This is a genomic window from Ruixingdingia sedimenti, assembly GCF_031432425.1.
In the GTDB taxonomy this organism is placed as follows: domain Bacteria; phylum Pseudomonadota; class Alphaproteobacteria; order Rhodobacterales; family Rhodobacteraceae; genus Ruixingdingia; species Ruixingdingia sedimenti.
Genome location: NZ_JAVKPH010000001.1, coordinates 37,404 through 53,705, shown reverse-complemented (window position 1 = coordinate 53,705; position 16,302 = coordinate 37,404). Strand labels below are relative to the sequence as shown.

17 protein-coding genes and 1 tRNA gene are annotated in these 16,302 nt (G+C 70.1%); 9 read left to right on the top strand and 9 right to left on the bottom strand.

What is annotated here, in order from left to right; all coding sequences use genetic code 11:
• Positions 1-29: 29 nt before the first annotated feature.
• The 3 genes from RGD00_RS00320 to RGD00_RS00310 all read left to right on the top strand — a co-directional run bounded on the left by RGD00_RS00320 (position 30) and on the right by RGD00_RS00310 (position 1,357).
• The gene (locus RGD00_RS00320; RefSeq protein WP_310455070.1) at positions 30-512 is read left to right on the top strand and encodes a GNAT family N-acetyltransferase; all 483 of its coding nucleotides are present in this window, start codon (positions 30-32) and stop codon (positions 510-512) included.
• Between the two features lie 63 nt (positions 513-575).
• Positions 576-651 (top strand) — tRNA-Arg (locus tag RGD00_RS00315).
• A 79-nt stretch (positions 652-730) separates the two neighbouring features.
• Positions 731-1,357, top strand: coding sequence for a LysE family translocator (locus tag RGD00_RS00310; RefSeq protein ID WP_310455068.1), 627 nt, complete (start codon positions 731-733; stop codon positions 1,355-1,357).
• A gap of 20 nt (positions 1,358-1,377) precedes the next feature.
• Here the strand turns inward: RGD00_RS00310 and RGD00_RS00305 are convergent, their stop codons facing one another.
• Positions 1,378-2,265: a LysR family transcriptional regulator gene (locus RGD00_RS00305; RefSeq protein ID WP_310455067.1), complete on the bottom strand. Its 888-nt coding sequence runs from the start codon at positions 2,263-2,265 to the stop codon at positions 1,378-1,380.
• A 112-nt stretch (positions 2,266-2,377) separates the two neighbouring features.
• Between RGD00_RS00305 and RGD00_RS00300 the strand changes: the two genes are divergently transcribed.
• On the top strand, positions 2,378-3,598 hold the full coding sequence (locus RGD00_RS00300) for a cytochrome P450 (RefSeq protein WP_310455065.1): 1,221 nt from the start codon (positions 2,378-2,380) through the stop codon (positions 3,596-3,598).
• A 77-nt stretch (positions 3,599-3,675) separates the two neighbouring features.
• On the opposite strand, the gene RGD00_RS00295 is transcribed toward RGD00_RS00300, so the two are convergent.
• From RGD00_RS00295 to RGD00_RS00280, 4 genes are all read right to left on the bottom strand, one after another.
• A complete protein-coding gene (locus tag RGD00_RS00295) occupies positions 3,676-4,887 on the bottom strand; it encodes a TCR/Tet family MFS transporter (RefSeq protein WP_310455064.1) in 1,212 nt (403 codons plus the stop codon).
• 42 nt (positions 4,888-4,929) lie between these two features.
• A complete protein-coding gene (locus RGD00_RS00290; protein WP_310455063.1) occupies positions 4,930-5,655 on the bottom strand; it encodes an alpha/beta fold hydrolase in 726 nt (241 codons plus the stop codon).
• Complete coding sequence (pcaD, locus tag RGD00_RS00285; RefSeq protein ID WP_310455062.1) at positions 5,655-6,443, bottom strand: 3-oxoadipate enol-lactonase; 789 nt, start codon at positions 6,441-6,443, stop codon at positions 5,655-5,657. Before pcaD ends, RGD00_RS00290 begins: the two co-directional genes overlap by 1 nt.
• Positions 6,444-6,524: 81 nt before the next feature.
• On the bottom strand, positions 6,525-7,505 hold the full coding sequence (locus RGD00_RS00280; RefSeq protein WP_310455061.1) for a threonine ammonia-lyase: 981 nt from the start codon (positions 7,503-7,505) through the stop codon (positions 6,525-6,527).
• A 298-nt stretch (positions 7,506-7,803) separates the two neighbouring features.
• Between RGD00_RS00280 and RGD00_RS00275 the strand changes: the two genes are divergently transcribed.
• Positions 7,804-8,445 (top strand): hypothetical protein, encoded by a 642-nt coding sequence (locus RGD00_RS00275; protein ID WP_310455059.1) that lies wholly within the window; start codon positions 7,804-7,806, stop codon positions 8,443-8,445.
• On the opposite strand, the gene rlmN is transcribed toward RGD00_RS00275, so the two are convergent.
• The 3 genes from rlmN to RGD00_RS00260 all read right to left on the bottom strand — a co-directional run bounded on the left by rlmN (position 8,435) and on the right by RGD00_RS00260 (position 11,782).
• A complete protein-coding gene (gene rlmN / locus RGD00_RS00270) occupies positions 8,435-9,619 on the bottom strand; it encodes a dual-specificity RNA methyltransferase RlmN (protein WP_310455058.1) in 1,185 nt (394 codons plus the stop codon). The two genes, RGD00_RS00275 and rlmN, sit on opposite strands and share 11 nt — an antisense overlap.
• Before the next feature lie 71 nt (positions 9,620-9,690).
• Entirely contained in the window at positions 9,691-10,869 is a 1,179-nt protein-coding gene (chrA, locus tag RGD00_RS00265; protein ID WP_310455057.1) for a chromate efflux transporter, read from the bottom strand.
• Positions 10,870-11,257: 388 nt separating this feature from the next.
• Positions 11,258-11,782 (bottom strand): invasion associated locus B family protein, encoded by a 525-nt coding sequence (locus tag RGD00_RS00260; RefSeq protein ID WP_310455055.1) that lies wholly within the window; start codon positions 11,780-11,782, stop codon positions 11,258-11,260.
• A 281-nt stretch (positions 11,783-12,063) separates the two neighbouring features.
• On the opposite strand from RGD00_RS00260, the gene RGD00_RS00255 reads away from it, so the two are divergent.
• The 4 genes from RGD00_RS00255 to RGD00_RS00240 all read left to right on the top strand — a co-directional run bounded on the left by RGD00_RS00255 (position 12,064) and on the right by RGD00_RS00240 (position 15,820).
• The gene (locus tag RGD00_RS00255) at positions 12,064-13,152 is read left to right on the top strand and encodes a tetratricopeptide repeat protein (protein ID WP_310455053.1); all 1,089 of its coding nucleotides are present in this window, start codon (positions 12,064-12,066) and stop codon (positions 13,150-13,152) included.
• A gap of 89 nt (positions 13,153-13,241) precedes the next feature.
• The gene (accD, locus tag RGD00_RS00250) at positions 13,242-14,189 is read left to right on the top strand and encodes an acetyl-CoA carboxylase, carboxyltransferase subunit beta (RefSeq protein ID WP_310455052.1); all 948 of its coding nucleotides are present in this window, start codon (positions 13,242-13,244) and stop codon (positions 14,187-14,189) included.
• A 42-nt stretch (positions 14,190-14,231) separates the two neighbouring features.
• Complete coding sequence (locus RGD00_RS00245; RefSeq protein ID WP_310455051.1) at positions 14,232-14,537, top strand: monooxygenase; 306 nt, start codon at positions 14,232-14,234, stop codon at positions 14,535-14,537.
• 47 nt (positions 14,538-14,584) lie between these two features.
• Complete coding sequence (locus RGD00_RS00240) at positions 14,585-15,820, top strand: bifunctional folylpolyglutamate synthase/dihydrofolate synthase (protein ID WP_425603333.1); 1,236 nt, start codon at positions 14,585-14,587, stop codon at positions 15,818-15,820.
• A gap of 13 nt (positions 15,821-15,833) precedes the next feature.
• Here the strand turns inward: RGD00_RS00240 and RGD00_RS00235 are convergent, their stop codons facing one another.
• Positions 15,834-16,220, bottom strand: coding sequence for a hypothetical protein (locus RGD00_RS00235; RefSeq protein WP_310455048.1), 387 nt, complete (start codon positions 16,218-16,220; stop codon positions 15,834-15,836).
• Positions 16,221-16,302 lie beyond the last annotated feature (82 nt).

Sequence of the window (16,302 nt, the reverse complement as noted above, 5' to 3'; positions counted from 1 at the left end):
GGCCGTCCCGATGGCAAAGGGGGCCGGCGATGGGCAACGGGAAAGACGAGGCGCCGGAACTGCGCCGTGACAGCCCGCTGGCCCCCGATGTCGCGCCGGTTCTGGCGCGGCATCTGGCGATGATGCGCGCGGCCTCGCCTCCCGAAAGCGTCCATGCCCTGCCGGCCGATGCGCTGGCGGGGCCCGATGTCGCCTTCTATTCCCTGCGTGCGGGCGGGCAGGTGCTGGCCATCGGTGCGATCCGGCGCATCGCGCCGGGGCATCACGAGATCAAGTCGATGCATGTCGTGGCCGAGGCGCGGGGCAGGGGCCTGTCGCGCCGGATGCTGGGGCATTTGATCGCCGCCGCCCGGGCCGATGGTGCCCGGCGCATCAGCCTGGAAACCGGGATCGAGGACGCCTTCATCCCCGCCCGCGCGCTTTACGCCGCCGCCGGTTTCGCCCCCTGCGGGCCCTTCGGCGACTATGGCCCCGACCCCCACAGCGTTTTCATGACCCGCGCGCTGGACTGACCCGCCGCCCGCGGCAACATTCTTCTTGATCTCTGCCCGCCCCTTGCCCAAAACGCGGCGGTCGGTCCCGTAGCTCAATGGATAGAGCACTCGCCTTCTAAGCGAATGGTTGCAGGTTCGAGTCCTGCCGGGACCGCCAGGCCACACCAAGGCGCCCTTTGCCGCCGCCATCCGCCCGGCCTATACTGGGTCCCGGGCAACGGGATGCGAGGCGCGGGATGACGGTGATGCAGAGCCTGCTGGCGCTCGGCGGGATATTCCTCTTGGCATGTTGCAGCCCGGGGCCGGTCTTTCTGCTGATCGCCTCGACCTCGGCCCGCCATGGCCGCGGGGAGGGCATCCGTGTCGGCCTTGGCGTGGCGGGGGCCACCTTCGTCTGGGCCTCGTGCATCGCCCTGGGGCTCGGCGCGGTGTTGTCGTCGGTGGTCTGGGCCAATACCGCGCTTCGGCTTGCGGCGGGGCTCTATCTGCTTTGGCTGGGCATCGGCATGATCCGGGGCGGTTCGGGCAGGGGGACCGCACGTCCGCATCTGCCACCCCTCCGCCATTCGGCCCTGACGCGGGGTTTCGTCACCAGCATCACCAACCCGAAGGCGCTGGCCTTTTTCGGCAGTGCCTTCGCGCTGACCGCGCCGGCGCAGGCGACGCTGCATTATCATCTGGCCGCCGTCCTCGGCCTGACGGCGCTGTCCGCGCTCTGGCACGGCTTTCTGGCGGTCGCCTTCGCGACGCCTGCATTGCAGCGCGGGTATCAGGCGCTGAAGCGCCAGATCGACCTTCTGGTGGGCGTGTTCCTGGCCTGTCTTGGCGGCGGGATGCTCTGGCAGGGGCTGCGCCGGTCCTGACGGGCGGCGCAGAGGGGCCGTCACCCCACCGCCTGTTGCAGCGTATCGATGAAGGCCGTCAGTTGCGGGGTGCGGTTGTCGCGGCGCCAGACGGCGGCGAGTTCCACGTTCTGTTCCACCCCCGTCACCGGGCGGACCACCGCGCCGGTGCCCGGGGCGATGTCCTCTGCGCCATAAAGGATCGCCACCCCGAGCCCGATCGACACCATCTGGATGATCTGGGCGATGCTGTCGGCCTCCTGATAGATGTTCGGCATCTCGCCCTCGGCAAAGAAGGCGGCGAAGGCGGAGAAAAGGTAGCGGCGGTTGTAGCTGCGGTTGAAGACGATGAAGCGTTCGTGGCGCAGCGCGCCGAGCGTCACCACATCCTGCGCCGCCAGAGGGTGATCCGCGGGAAGCACCAGAACGAAGCGTTCCCGGCACAGATGCCGCGTGGCAAGCGTGCCGTCGGTGGGCGGATAGCACATCAGCCCCACGTCGAGTTCCCCGCGCGCGACGCGTTCGGTCTGGTCGATGGAATAGACGTGGTCGAGGTGCAGGTCGAGATCCGGGTAGGCCCGCCGGAACCCTGCCACCGCCTGGATGATCGCCGGCCGGTGCGCCGCGACCTCGTTCAGCGCGATGCGCAGGCTGCCGACATGGCCCTGCGCGGTGCGCCGCGCGCGCAGCTTGGCGGATTCGTAGCGTTCGACGATCTCGCGCGCCTCGCGGCGGAACTGTTCGCCCGCGGCGGTGAGGGTCGAGCCCTCGGTCGTGCGTTCGAACAGCGCCGTGCCCACCTCTGATTCCAGCGCGCGGATCTGGCGCGACAGGGCCGACTGGGCAAGGTTGATGCGTTCCGCGGTGCTGTTGATGCTGGCACCATCGGCGGCGGCGAGGAAATAGCGCAGGCGGCGGAGATCGTCCATCGTTATCCTGAAATGAGTTAACAACGTACAAAATATAGCAATTGCAACATAACCGCAACTGTCCAAGATTGTCCGCAAGCCCGAACCCGGGCGCCGTAGCGGAGGAACAGCCATGCAAAACGCAGATACAGCCATTCTGGACAGCGACATCCCCGTCCTGGACATCGACCCCTATGCCGAAGAGGTCATGCGCGACCCCGAGCCCTTCCACCATCAGCTGCGCGAGGCCGGGCCGGTCGTCTTTCTGTCGAAATACGGCGTCTATGCCGTGGGCCGCTATGACGTCACCCACAAGGTGCTGCACGACCACGTGCATTTCCTGTCGTCGGGCGGGATCGGGCTGACCGACATCCGCAAGCCCGGCGCCCTGCGCGCCCCGAGCCCGATCAGCGAGGTCGATCCGCCCCAGCACACGCAGGTGCGCGCGGCGCTGACCAAGGTGATCTCGCCGGTCGTGCTGCGGCAGTGGAAAACCTCGTTCACCGAAGAGGCCGGCCGCGTGGTGGATCGGTGCCTCGAAAAGGGGCAGGTCGACGCGGTGACGGAAACGGTGCAGGAATTCGTTCTGAACGCCTTTACCGGCGCGCTCGGCGTCAAGATGCCCAAGGCGAATTTCCTGGATCTGGGCGAGATGAACTTCAACCAGATGGGCCCGGACAACGAGATCTACCGCCGCTCGATGGAACGGGTCGCGCCGATCCTCGACGACTACCAGCGCGCCTTCCAGCGCGAAAGCGTGATCCCCGGCGGCTTTGCCGAGAAAATCTTCGAGGCCGAGGACCGCGGCGAATTCGCCCCCGGCACCGGCGGGGTGCAGGTGCGGTCCTTCCTGCGCGCGGGCGTGGACACCACGATCGCGGGCATCGGCGAGACGCTGAAACATCTGGCGCAGAACCCGGCCGAGTGGGAAAAGCTCAAGGCCAACCCCGGCAAGGTCAAGGCGGCCTTCGACGAGGCGATCCGCCTGGGTTCGCCCGCGCGGGTGATCTATCGCGTGACCTCGGGCGAGGTCGATCTGGAAGGCTGCCGGCTGCGCGACGACATGAAGGTGGGCTGTTTCCTGGGCGCGGCGAACCGCGACCCGCAGAAATTCCCCGATCCCGACCGTTTCAGCGTCGACCGTGAAACCGCGGGGGTCCATGTCGCGCTCGGCACGGGGGTGCACAACTGCATCGGCCAGAACATCGCGCGGCTCGAGGCGGAATGCATCCTGGGCGAACTCGTCCGCCGGGTGGACCGGATCGAACTGACGGGCGAACCCGTCTACCGCATGGTCAACGCCCTGCGCACGCTGGAAAGCCTGCCGGTGCGGCTGGTGGCCAAGGCGGCCTGAGGGGCCGCCTTCCCCTTGCGGTGTGTCTGGCGACGGCACGCGCCTTCGCCAGACACACCGCAGGGCCGATCCCGCCCCTACCGCCGCCGGCGCTGCAACAGCGGGTAGGACAGGATCACCGCGCAGACGCCGACCAGCGCCAGCGACAGAAGGAAGGCCGCGCCGGGCATGTAGACGGGCGCCCCCGGCGCGGTGAAGGCAAAGAACGTGCCCGTCATCGCCAGCGGCCCCGCGATCATCGCCACCGCCCGCAGGGATGCCAGCAGACCCTGCAATTCGCCCTGCTGGCTGTCGGGCGTGCGCCGCGCCATCCGGCCCTGCGCCGCCGGCATCACCACCGCGCCGAGCGCCGACAGCGGGATCAGCACCAGCGCCAGGTCGCCGTCGCGGATGAAGGCGAGGATGGTGAAGGTCGCAGCACTTCCCGCAAGGCCGAACAGCATCGTCCACATCTCGCCCAACCGGGGCAGGATCAGCCGGATCAGCCCGCCCTGAACCAGCGCGAAGGCAAGGCCGAACACCGCCAGCGACAGGCCGATGGTGCCCGGTTCCCAGTCGAAGCGGGCGGTGGCGAAATAGGCCCAGGTGGCGGGATAGACGGTGAACGACAACTCGTAGAGAAACGACACCGCGATCATCCGGCGCAGCCCCGGCAGGCGGCCGATCGCGGCCAGCGCGCCGAAGGGATTGGCGCGGCGGAACTCGAACGGGCGGCGGATGCGGTCGGTCAGCGTCTCGGGCAGCACGAAAAGACCGAGCAGCAGGTTCGCCGCCGCCAGCGCCGCCGCGGCGTAAAAGGGCGCGCGGGTGCCCAGTTCGCCCAGAAGGCCGCCGATCACCGGGCCGAGGATGAACCCCACCCCGAAGGCCGCGCCGATCAGGCCGAAATTCTGCCCCTTCCGTTCGGGCGGCGAGATGTCGGAAATGAAGGCCGCCGCCGTCGCATGCGTCGCCGCCGTCAGCCCGCCCACGATGCGCCCGACCAGAAGCAGCCAGATGCTGCCCGCCACCGCCATCAGCAGGTAATCCACCACCATCACGGCGAGCGAGATCAGCAGCACCGGCCGCCGCCCGAACCTGTCGGACAGCGCGCCGATGACCGGGCCGCACAGGAACTGCATCACCGCAAAGGCCGAGGTCAGCACCCCTCCCCACAGCGCCGCATCGGCCAGCGGGCCGCCCGTCACCTCCTCGATCAGCTGCGGCGTCACCGGCAGGATCAGCCCCACCCCGATCGCGTCGATCAGGATGGTCATCAGGATGAAGACGAAGGGCAGACGGGTACGCATGCGATACCTTTTACCGGCAGTGGGCGGCCCGCGCCGCCATGTTCACGAAGGCGCGGGCGCGGCGATCCGCGACAGATGGTCCGCCAGCACCCCGGGCATCGCGAAGAAGGGCGAATGCCCGCACTCCAGCACATGCACCCGCGCCGCGGGCCAACCCGCGGTCATCGCCGCCTGATATTCGGGCGCGATCACCCGGTCCTGTGCACAACGGATATAGTGCCGTTCCACCCCCGCCGACAGCGGGGTGAGGGTCAGCGGGGTTTCCTGCGGGGCCACGGGCTGCGGGCAAAGCCGGGGCAGGGCATAGGCCGCCGCCTCTGCCGGGCAATCGTGGTAGAACATGCCGGGCACCAGCGCGGGGTCGAGCGTGAAGGCCGCGCCGTCGGGCGCGGGGCGCACCGCCGGGGCCAGCAACTGCCGCGGCGCCGCGCGGCGCATGTCGGCCAGCGACCGGCCCGACACCGGCACATAGGCGCAGAGATAGACCAGCTTGCCGATCCGTTCCGGCGCCAGTTCCGCCGCCGCCGCGATGGCGTAGCCCGCCATCGAATGGCCGACGACGATGGCGCCGTCCTGTTCCGCCAGCGCATCGACGATGGCGCGGGCATAGGCGTCCAGCGTGACCTGCGCCGCGGGCGTCGGGTCCGCGCCATGGCCGGGCAGGTCGATCGCGCGCGCCGCATGCCCGCATGCCGCCAGTTCCGGGATCAGGTCGCGCCAGCACCAGCCGCCGTGACAGGATCCGTGGACCAGCAGGAAGGCCGCCATCAGCAATGCCCGGTATCGGCCAGGAACCGGGTCAGGACCGCGGCATAATCCGCCGGCCGTTCCACGCAGGGCAGGTGGCCGGTGCCGCGGATCAGCTCGAACCGGCTGCCCTTGACCAGATCGGCGGTCTCGCGCACCAGATCGGGCGGGGTGGACCCGTCCTCGGGCCCGGCGATGGCCAGCGTCGGCAGGGTCAGCGCGGCGGTGGTGGCGAAGAAATCGGTGCCCGCGATGGCATGGCTGCACCCGATGAAACCCTCGACCGGGGTGCGCACGAACATGTTGCGCCAGCCGGAAAGTTCGGCCGTGTCGCGGAAGGCGCGGGTGAACCAGCGGGTCATGGTGGCATCGGCCATATGTTCCAGCCCGTCCCTGCGCACGGCGGCGATGCGGTCCTCCCACATCTGCGCGGTGCCGACCTTGGCGGCGGTGTTCGACAGCACCATCCCGCGCACCAGATCCAGCCGCTTGACCGCCAGCCCCTGCGCGATCATCCCGCCCAGAGACAGCCCCACCACCACCGCATCGCGCAGGCCGAGCGCCTCCATCAGCCGTTCGACATCGCGGATCAGCGTGCCCATCGCATAGGGCCCGGGCGGACAATCCGACAGCCCGTGCCCGCGCGTGTCCATCCGCACCAGCCGCAGCCCGGCGGGCATCAGGGGCACGATCTTGTCCCACAGCCGCAGGTCGGTGGCCAGAGAGTTGAGAAACAGCACCGGCGCGCCCGTCGCCGGGCCCTCGTCGCGGTAATGCAGGCGGATGTCGCCGAGGTCGCGGATCTGCATGGGGCCTCCCTGAATGGTCCCCCCGTTCTGCGCGCTTGCGCCCCGGCGCGCAACCCGTCAATGGGGGGACACGGGGGGGCGTCAGTCCGCGGGCAGGCCGGCCAGCGCGCGCTGGAACAGATCGCGGTCCACATTGCCGCCCGAGGCGACGCAGATCACCGCATCGCCCGCGATGGCCTTGGGCCGGAACAGCGCCGCCGCCAGCGCCACCGCGCCCCCGGGTTCCACCACGATCTTCAGCCGCTGCCAGGCCAGCGCCATGGCCCGCAGCGCCTCGTCGTCGCTGACGACAAGCCCGGGGCCGCAGAGCCGCCGCAGGATCGGGAAGGTCAGCCGCCCCGGTTCCGGCGTCACGATGGCGTCGCAGATGGAACCGGAAAGGTGGTCGTTGCGCTGCCATGTGCCGGCGGCAAGGCTGCGCGCGGTGTCGTCGAAGCCCTCGGGCTCGCAGGGGCGCGCGCGCAGGCCCGGCGTGCGGCCCTCCAGCGCCAGCGCGATCCCGGCGGTCAGCCCGCCGCCGCCGCAGGGCACCAGCACATCGGCCGCCGCCACGCCCTCCGCCGCCGCCTGTTCGGCGATTTCCAGCCCCGTGGTGCCCTGACCGGCGATCACCTGGGCGTCGTCGAAGGGCTTGATCAGGCTCAGCCCGCGTTCGGCGGCGATGTCCGCCCCGATCGCGTCGCGGTCGCCGGTGGCGCGATCGTATAGGACCACCTCGGCCCCGAGCGCGCGGGTATTGGCGATCTTCAGCCGCGGCGCGTCCTCGGGCATGACGATGACCGCAGGCACCCCGTGCAGCCGCGCCGCCAGCGCCACCCCCTGCGCATGGTTGCCCGAGGAATAGGCGATCACCCCGCGCGCCCGCATATCCCCCGGCAGCGCCGACACCGCCGACCAGCCGCCGCGGAACTTGAAGGATCCGGTATGTTGCAGGCATTCGGCCTTCACCAGCACGCGCCGGCCCGCGATCTCGTCCAGAAAGGGCGAGGAGAGCAGCGGCGTGCGCCGGGCCTGTCCTGCAAGACGGCGTGCGGCGGCCTCGATCAGCGGAAGGTCGGTCATGGCGGGCTCCGTTCGGGTGCGCCCAGCCTAGCGGCGCGCGGGGGCGAGGGAAACGGCGAAGTTCGCGCGCCCGCCCGGCGGCGGTGCGGGTGGTGCGGGCGGTGGCCTCCGGCGGGGATATTTAGGGACAGAAAATGGAGAGGGGTGGGCTCGAATCCCGGCCTGTTCATTTTCTGTCCCCAAATATCCCGGGGGTCCGGGGGCTGGCCCCCGGCGCCGACAGGGGCCGCCGGGCGCGCGGCCGGGCGCGTTAACCATCCGTTAACCTTTGCCGCCGAGGCTGGCGCAGGAGGTGGCGATGGTGGGGCGGGGCTGGCTGGCGATCATCCTGTGGCTGGCCTCTGCCGCCGCCGCCGCGGCGGGCCCCTGGCCACGCGAGAGGGGCGAGGTGTTCCTCGCCTTCGCCGTCGAGGGCGACGGCGCGATGTCGAGCTATGGCGAATACGGCCTCGGCGGGGGCTGGACGTTCGGGCTCGATCTGGCGCTGGCGGGGCGCGGTGGGGGGCCCGGCAAGCGCGTGGCCATCCTGCGCCGGTCCTTTACCGCGGGCGGGGTGCAGATCGCGGCCGAGGCGGGCTTCGGGCTCGACGCGCGGGGGCAGGGCTATGCGCGCCCCGGGATCGCCATCGGGCGCGGTTTCGCGGGGCCGGTGCCGGGGTGGATGGCGCTCGACCTGCGGGCGGAGTTGCGCGGCGACGGTGCGCGCTATGGTGCGGAGGCGACGTTGGGCTTTCGCCATGGCGACCGGCTGATGACGGTGTTCCAGGCGCAGGCGATGCGCGACCCCATCGGCGGGCTTTGGATCAGCAGCCAGTCCGCGGTGGTCTGGCAGGCGCGCAAGGGGGTGCAGCTGGAACTGGGCCTGCGGCACCGCATCGCCGCGCCCATCCCGGGCCCGGCGCCGCTGGTGGGCCGCGCGGGGGTCTGGATCAGCTACTGAGCCCGGCCTCTGCCGCTACGGCGGCGCGGGACTTGCGGGCGCGTTCGGTGGCGGATTTCAGTTGCCCGCAGGCGGCCATGATGTCTTCGCCCCGCGGCGTGCGGATGGGGCTGGCGTAGCCGGCCTTGTAGATGATGTCGGCGAAAGCCTCGATCCTGTCCCAGTCGGACCGCTGATAGGGTGCGCCGGGCCATTCGTTGAAGGGGATGAGGTTGATCTTGGCCGGGATCCCCGCGATCAGCCGCACCAGCCGGCGGGCATCGGCATCGCTGTCGTTCACCCCCTTCAGCATGACATATTCGAAGGTGATGCGTTCGCTGTTCGACAGCCGGGGATAATCGCGCAAGCTGGCCAGCAGGGTTTCGATGTTCCACTTCCTGTTGATCGGCACCAGCACGTCGCGCACCGCATCGGTGGTGGCGTGGAAGCTGACGGCAAGCTGGCAGCCGATCTCTGTCGCCGCGCGGGCGATTTCCGGCACCACGCCGCTGGTCGACAGCGTGATCCGGCGGCGGCCGAGCGCGATCCCCTCGCCATCCATCACCACCCGCATCGCATCGCGCACCGCGTCGAAATTGTAGAGCGGCTCGCCCATGCCCATCAGCACGATGTTCGACACCAGCCGTTCTTCCCGCTTCGGCTCGCCCGGGCGGGGCCATTCGCCCAGATCGTCGCGCGCCAGCATCACCTGGCCGAGGATTTCCCCCGCCGTCAGGTTGCGCACCAGTTTCTGCGTGCCGGTATGGCAGAACGAACAGGTCAGCGTGCAGCCGACCTGGCTGGAAATGCACAGCGTTCCGCGCCCGTCTTCGGGGATGTAGACGGTTTCGACCTCATGCCCCCCCGCGATGCGGACAAGGTATTTGCGCGTGCCGTCGGCGCTGATCTGGCGGCTGACGACCTCGGGGATCTCGATGGTGAAATGGTCGGCCAGCAGCGCGCGATAGTCCTTGGCGAGGTTCGTCATCGCCGCAAAATCGCGCACGCCCCAGTGATAGACCCATTGCCAGATCTGGCCGAGCCGCATCTTCGCCTGCCGTTCCGGCGTACCGGCGGCGATCAGCGCCTCGCGCAGCTGGTCGCGCGTCAGGCCGATCAGGTTCAGCCGCCCGCCCTCGGGCAGCTTGCGCGGCAGGGTCAGCACGTCTTGCGTGATGGGGGCGGTGGCGGTCATCGGCGGAACCTCGGGCGGGGTCAAGCCGCCCATATAGGCGATCTTGCGGCAAAACGGAACCGGCAATGCGATCACGCCAGCGCCAGCCCCGCGGCGGCGGCGGCCAGCACCACCGCCCAAGGCGCGGCCCTCCAGCCCGCCAGTGCCACGAAACAGGCCAGCGCCAGCGCGAGATCGTCGAGCCCGAGGATCGTGCGGGTGAAAAGCGGGTCGTAGAGCGTGGCGCCGAGGATCCCCACCACCGCCGCATTCGCCCCCCGCATCAGCGCCCGCACCGGGGCGAGCGTGCGGAAACGGTCCCAGAAGGGCAGCACCCCCGCCAGCACCAGAAACCCCGGCAGGAACAGCGCCAGCAGCGCGACCGCGGCCCCCAGGGCGCCGTTGGGCGCAGGCTCCTGGATCGCGCCCAGATAGGCGGCGAAGGAAAACAGCGGCCCCGGCATCGCCTGTGCCGCGCCATAGCCCGCAAGAAACATGTCGGCGGGCACCCGGCCGGTCTGCACCACGGTGGATTCGAGCAGCGGCAGCACCACATGCCCGCCCCCGAACACCAGCGCGCCCGCGCGATAGAACCCGTCGGCCAGCGCCAGCACCGGTGCCTGCGGGGCCAGCAGCGGCAGGCCGACCAGCAGCGCGGCAAAGGCCGTCAGCGCGGCCAGCGCCGTGGCCGGCGTGCCGGGCAGGCGGATCCGGGCCGCCGGGGGCGGCGCGCCATCCCCGCGCGCCAGCACCAGCCCCGCCAGCGCGCCCGCAAGGATCGCCCCCGCCATCCCCCAGAACCCGGGCACCAGCGCCAGCACCGCCACCGCGCCCGCCGCCACCGTCGCCCGCCCCGCATCGGGGCAGAGCGTGCGCGCCATGCCGAGCACCGCCTGCGCCACGATGGCGACGGCGGCGATCTTGAGCCCGTGCAGCGCCCCCGCCCAACCCGGCCCGGCGAATGTGCCCGCGGTCATCGCAAGGCCGAACAGGATCAGCGCCGAGGGCAGGGTGAAGGCGACGAAGGCCGCGAGCCCGCCCAACCATCCGGCCCGCATCAGGCCGAGGGCCAGGCCCACCTTGCTGGACGTGGGGCCGGGCAGGAACTGGCACAGCGCCACCAGATCGGCATAGGCCGCATCGTCCAGCCAGCGCCGGCGCACCACCAGTTCCTCGCGGAAATAGCCCAGATGCGCGATCGGCCCGCCGAACGATGTCAGGCCGAGCCGCAGGAAAACCGCGAACACCTCTGCGGCAGGGTGATAGGACATGGGGGCATCCGGTTCCAACGGGGTATCGGGTTCAGGATCTGGACGGTCCGCCCGGGGGTGCGCAAGCAGAAAAGGCGGCGGAGGTGGCGGACGTCATCCGGCCGGAACATCCGCCGTCCCCGGGGCAGGGGCCCGTCCGGTCGGCCCCGGCCCCTTGCGCGGACGGGTGCGGGCCATCGCCCCCGCCATGCATCGGAGCGCGGAAATCGCTTCGCCGGCGGCGGCGATCAGACTGGCGCAGGCCATCGCCCGCGGCATGCAATGCGGGGTTTTCGGGCCGGGCTTGCGTTTCCCGCCCCGCCGCTGGCGGGTGCGCAGGCCGACCCGCACCCCCGAAACGCAAAAGCCCCGCCGGGGGCGGGGCTCGGGTCCGGCCGTTCCGGCCGGGTCACTTGCAGCGGTTTTCCGCCTCCTGCATCGCGGCGGTGAACCCCATCAGCGAAAAGGTGTCCTTCGTCTGCGTCCCGCGCGCCGACCGCGCCGTCAGCACCGCCTGGCTGCCGCCCTTCAGCGCCGCCAGCACCGCGCCCTCGGCGGCCGCATCGGTGGGCCAGGCCCATTCGCCGTCGGTCATCATCTCGAACCGGTTCGTCCCGATCTCGACCGTCACGGTCGAGCCCGGCGCGAACGGATAGCCGCCGGTGAAGGAAATCTCGCCCTTCGCGCCCGAACCGGGACGGAAGGTCACGAACAGCAGGATGTCGCCCCGGCGGACCTGGACGGGCTTGCCGTCCTTGCTGTTCACGGTTTCCTTCGGCTGCGCCACGCCCCAGCATTCCTTCTGGGGATTGTTTTCGACAAAGACGCTCCAGTCGGTCTTGGTGTCGACGAGGTTCGTGGATTGCGCAGCCGCCGCGCCCCCGAGGAATGCGAATGCCGCGCCAGCCACCGCGCCGATCGTCCTTGCCATCATTCTGCCTGGCCTCCAGCCGTCTTGCCTCTGTCCCCGGCCCGTCGCCGTTCGTGAGCGACCTTTTCCCGTGGCGCGGGTCGTTTCAACTCGATACCTCCGCTCTTAGCGTGATTTCGCCGCCGCGGGAAAGCCCCCTGGGCAGAAAATCGCGCATATGTGACGCCGGACAGCGGAAATCCGGCGCAGGGGCGGGGGACGGGCGGGCCCGGTACCACGATTGCCTCGCCGGGCCAGGGGCGCTATCCAGACCCTATTCCCTTGCGCGACAGGAGCCCGGCGCGATGACTGATTTCAGGCCCGAAACCTTGGCCGGCACCGACCGCTATCTGATGACCCGCTATCGGCAGCCCTCGGGTTCGGACACGCTGGTGATCAGCTTCAACCCGGTCGGCATGGACATCGCGCCCATGGGTTTCGGAAGCGAGTTCCTGCTGGCCAAGGGTTTCGACCATGTACATGTGGCCGAGGCCAAGCATGACTTCTACCAGTCCCTGCCCTGGGACCGCTTCGCCGAATTGATCGCGCCCGTCCTCGGCGACTACGACAAGGTTTTCACCTATGGGCAAAGTCTGGGCGGCTATTGCGCGTTGTTCTACGCCGCCGCGGCGAAAGCGCGGCCCGTCGCGCTGGCGCCGAAGCTGCCGCCACATCCCTATGCACTGCGATTCCAGAAGAATCCGGTCTGGGCCGGTACGCGCATCATCCACCCCGACCTGCCCGAGGTCCCGCGCACCCCTTTCGATCCGGTCGTCTGCTATGACCCGCAGAATCCCATCGACAACGCCTTCGTCACCGAATTCGTGATGCCGGTATATCCCGGCGCGACGCTCGTTCCGCTCGATCATGCGGGACATCTCGTCGCCAAGCGGCTCTTGCGCGAGAACCGGCTGAAAGAGCTTGTCCTGTCGGTGTTCCGCACCGGCGACGTGCCGAAGATCGAGCTCGATCCCACGCTGTTGCCCGACTACAATCTCAAGCAGGCCGTCGATGCGATGGACCGGGGTGATTTCGATGCCGCGCGGCGTTGCCTCGACGTGGTGGTGGCGGAAAACCCGGCCAAGCCCCCCTTCATCGAGATCGCAGATTATATCGAACGTTCCGGCCGGGGGTTCCATCCGATGCCGCGCCCCCGGCCGCAAACGTTGCGCAAGGCATTCGGACGCCTCGATTTTTCTGGGGACGGCGCGCCGAAGGACGCGCTTTTGCGCATGGCGCAGGCCTATGTCCGGCTGTGCGATTTCGACACCGCGCTGCGCCTTGCCGAAACCGCCGCGCAGCTTGACCCCGATTGCCGCCGCGCGCAGGCGATGCAGAAGAAGCTGGGGCGCCTGCGCCGCATCCAGGCCCGCGGCGCCGCCCCGGCAGACTGACGTCCGGGGGCCCAGGCGCGATTGCATTTCCCCCGCGTGCCGCTTATCTGGGAACGACCCGTGACCCCCGAACCGGAGGCCAGTCCCGCATGAACTGGATCAGCAACTACGTCCGCCCCAAGATCAACTCGCTGTTCTCGCGCCGCGAGATCCCCGAGAACCTGTGGACGAAATGCCCCGAATGCGGGACGATGCTGTTCCACCGCGAACTGGCGGACAACCTCAACGTCTGCACCAACTGCGACCACCACATGGCGATCACGCCGCGCGAGAGGTTCAGGGCGCTCTTCGACGGCGGCATCTTCACCGAGATCCGGGTGCCGGAACCGCTGGCCGACCCGCTGCATTTCCGCGACCAGAAGAAATACCCCGAACGCATGAAGGCTGCGCAGAAGGCCAGCGGCGAAAAGGATGCGATGCTGGTCGCCGAGGGCGAGATGGGCCGCACCCCGATCGTCGCCGCGGCGCAGGATTTCGCCTTCATGGGCGGGTCGATGGGCATGTATGTGGGCAATGCGCTGGTCGCCGCCGCCGAACGCGCGGTGGAACTGCGCCGGCCGCTGGTGGTCTTTGCCGCCGCCGGCGGTGCGCGGATGCAGGAAGGCATCCTGTCGTTGATGCAGATGCCGCGCACCACGGTGGCGGTGCAGATGCTGAAGGAAGCCGGCCTGCCCTACATCGTCGTGCTGACCCATCCGACCACGGGGGGGGTGACGGCCTCTTACGCCATGCTGGGGGATGTGCAGATCGCCGAACCCAATGCGCTGATCTGCTTTGCCGGGCCGCGCGTGATCGAACAGACCATCCGCGAAAAGCTGCCCGAGGGGTTCCAGCGCGCGGAATATCTGCTCGACCACGGGATGCTGGACCGGGTGACGCACCGGCGGCAGATGCGGGACGAACTGATCACCATCCTGCGCATGCTGCTGCGCCAGCCGCCCGCGGTGAAGGCCGACCTGCCGCCCGCCGTGGCCGACGACCCGGCCCCGGCGGACGAGGCCGCGCAAGGTTCCGCTTCCGTCCCGGCGGCGAAATAGGCGAGACTGCGGCCGGCACCGAAGCCCTACGGAGGAACCGCCATGAGTCGCACCCTTCTGCAATTCGATTTCCCCTATTCCGGCCCCTGGGGCCCGGCCATGGCCGAGGCGATGGCGGGGCTGGCGCAGGACATCGCCACCGAGCCCGGCCTCGTCTGGAAGATCTGGACGGAATCCGAGGCAGAGGGCCGCGCCGGCGGGCTCTACCTCTTCGAGACCGCCGATCAGGCAGAGGCGTACCGCGCCAAACACGCGGCGCGGCTTGGCGCCTTCGGCATCACCGGCATCCGCGCCATCGCCTTTGCGGTGAACGACGCGCTGTCGCGCATCGACCGCGCCCCGGTCTGAGCCCGCCCGTGACCGCCGCCGGTTCCGATGCCATCCTGCAACGGCTGATGGCGCTGCATCCCAAGGTGATCGACCTCACGCTGGACCGCATGCACCGGCTGCTGGCGGCGCTCGGCCATCCCGAACGCGCGCTGCCGCCGGTGATCCATGTCGCGGGGACGAACGGCAAGGGGTCCACCCAGGCGATGATCCGCGCGGGGCTGGAATCGCAGGGGCTGCGGGTGCATGCCTATACCTCGCCGCATCTGGCGCGGTTCCACGAACGCATCCGGCTGGCCGGCGACCTGATCGCGGAACCCGCGCTGGCCGCGCTGCTGGACGAATGCGAGGCCGCGAATGCCGGCCAGCCGATCACGTTTTTCGAAATCACCACCTGCGCCGCCTTTCTGGCCTTCGCCCGCACCCCCGCCGATGCGCTGCTGCTGGAGGTGGGCCTGGGCGGGCGGCTGGACGCGACGAATGTGGTGGACAGGCCGCGGCTGACGGTGATCACCCCGGTGTCCATCGACCACCAGCAATATCTGGGCGAAACGCTGGCCGAGATCGCGGGCGAAAAGGCCGGGATCCTCAAGCGCGGCGTGCCCTGCATCGTCGGCCCGCAGGCGGCCGAGGGGCTGGCGGCGATCGAGGCGCGGGCGGAACGGCTGTCGGCGCCGCTGTCCGTCGCCAACCGCGACTGGCAGGTCTGGGCCGAACGCGGACGGCTGGTCTATCAGGACACGCGCGGGCTGCTGGACCTGCCCTTGCCGAACCTGCCCGGCCCGCACCAGATCGACAATGCCGGCGCCGCCATCGCCGCGCTGCGCGAACTGGGCCATGGCGAGGCGGCGTGCGAAGCCGCCGTCACCCGCGCCGCATGGCCCGCCCGGATGCAGCGCCTGCGCCGTGGCCCGCTGGTCGACAAGGCGGGGGCGGCGGAACTGTGGCTCGACGGCGGGCACAACCCCGCGGGGGGGGCCGCGGTGGCGGCGACGCTGGCCATGATGCCGCCCCGGCCCACCTATCTGATCTGCGGCATGCTCAACACCAAGGATGTCGCGGGCTTCATGCGCCCGCTGGCCGCGCAGGCCCGCGCGCTGGTCGCCGTGCCGATCCCGGGCGAGGCCAACACCCTGCCGGCAGAGGCGACGGCCGAGGCCGCCCGCGGCACGGGTCTGGCGGCCGCCACCGCGCCGGATGTGGCGGCGGCGCTGGCCGCGATTCTGGACAAGGATCCGCAGGCAAGGGTGCTGATCTGCGGTTCGCTCTACCTCGCCGGGGTGGTGCTGCGGGAAAACGGCTGAGGGCGCCCGGCGGTCAGCGGGCGCCCGCCGATGCGTCGCAGGGGGCGCTTCCGGGCAGGGCGCGCACGGATATGCCGCCGCCTGCGGGCACCGCGAAGGTCAGGGCCGCCGTTCCGGGGCTGTGGCCGACGACGATTTCCGCATGATCGCCCTTGTCGAACTGGTCGACACGCAGCCCGGCGGCGTCGGCGATGGCCCGCAGGTCCGGCAGGGTTCTGTCGCGCAGAAGGTGTTCAAGGATCTTCGCGGCGCTTCTGCGGGCATCGTCCTCGCGCGCCAGTTGATCGCAGCGATGGGTCTGCGCGACGCCTTGGTCGAGCGCGCCCGAAGCCGTCATCACGGCATAGGTCAGTGCCGCCCCGATCAGTGCGCCGGCAGGCAAGAGCCAGAAACCGCGCATCCATCCCCCCCCCGTCGTCGCCACTCCGCTGTCCAGTTAGCAGAACAGGGCCGGATTGCGAACACCCGCCGGCGCCGAACAG

Coding starts and splice junctions, on each gene's coding strand:
- RGD00_RS00320 (WP_310455070.1), top strand. CDS start 30: ATGGGCAACGGGAAAGACGAGGCGCCGGAACTGCGCCGTGACAGCCCG.
- RGD00_RS00310 (WP_310455068.1), top strand. CDS start 731: ATGACGGTGATGCAGAGCCTGCTGGCGCTCGGCGGGATATTCCTCTTG.
- RGD00_RS00305 (WP_310455067.1), bottom strand. CDS start 2,265: ATGGACGATCTCCGCCGCCTGCGCTATTTCCTCGCCGCCGCCGATGGT.
- RGD00_RS00300 (WP_310455065.1), top strand. CDS start 2,378: ATGCAAAACGCAGATACAGCCATTCTGGACAGCGACATCCCCGTCCTG.
- RGD00_RS00295 (WP_310455064.1), bottom strand. CDS start 4,887: ATGCGTACCCGTCTGCCCTTCGTCTTCATCCTGATGACCATCCTGATC.
- RGD00_RS00290 (WP_310455063.1), bottom strand. CDS start 5,655: ATGGCGGCCTTCCTGCTGGTCCACGGATCCTGTCACGGCGGCTGGTGC.
- pcaD (WP_310455062.1), bottom strand. CDS start 6,443: ATGCAGATCCGCGACCTCGGCGACATCCGCCTGCATTACCGCGACGAG.
- RGD00_RS00280 (WP_310455061.1), bottom strand. CDS start 7,505: ATGACCGACCTTCCGCTGATCGAGGCCGCCGCACGCCGTCTTGCAGGA.
- RGD00_RS00275 (WP_310455059.1), top strand. CDS start 7,804: ATGGTGGGGCGGGGCTGGCTGGCGATCATCCTGTGGCTGGCCTCTGCC.
- rlmN (WP_310455058.1), bottom strand. CDS start 9,619: ATGACCGCCACCGCCCCCATCACGCAAGACGTGCTGACCCTGCCGCGC.
- chrA (WP_310455057.1), bottom strand. CDS start 10,869: ATGTCCTATCACCCTGCCGCAGAGGTGTTCGCGGTTTTCCTGCGGCTC.
- RGD00_RS00260 (WP_310455055.1), bottom strand. CDS start 11,782: ATGATGGCAAGGACGATCGGCGCGGTGGCTGGCGCGGCATTCGCATTC.
- RGD00_RS00255 (WP_310455053.1), top strand. CDS start 12,064: ATGACTGATTTCAGGCCCGAAACCTTGGCCGGCACCGACCGCTATCTG.
- accD (WP_310455052.1), top strand. CDS start 13,242: ATGAACTGGATCAGCAACTACGTCCGCCCCAAGATCAACTCGCTGTTC.
- RGD00_RS00245 (WP_310455051.1), top strand. CDS start 14,232: ATGAGTCGCACCCTTCTGCAATTCGATTTCCCCTATTCCGGCCCCTGG.
- RGD00_RS00240 (WP_425603333.1), top strand. CDS start 14,585: ATGGCGCTGCATCCCAAGGTGATCGACCTCACGCTGGACCGCATGCAC.
- RGD00_RS00235 (WP_310455048.1), bottom strand. CDS start 16,220: ATGCGCGGTTTCTGGCTCTTGCCTGCCGGCGCACTGATCGGGGCGGCA.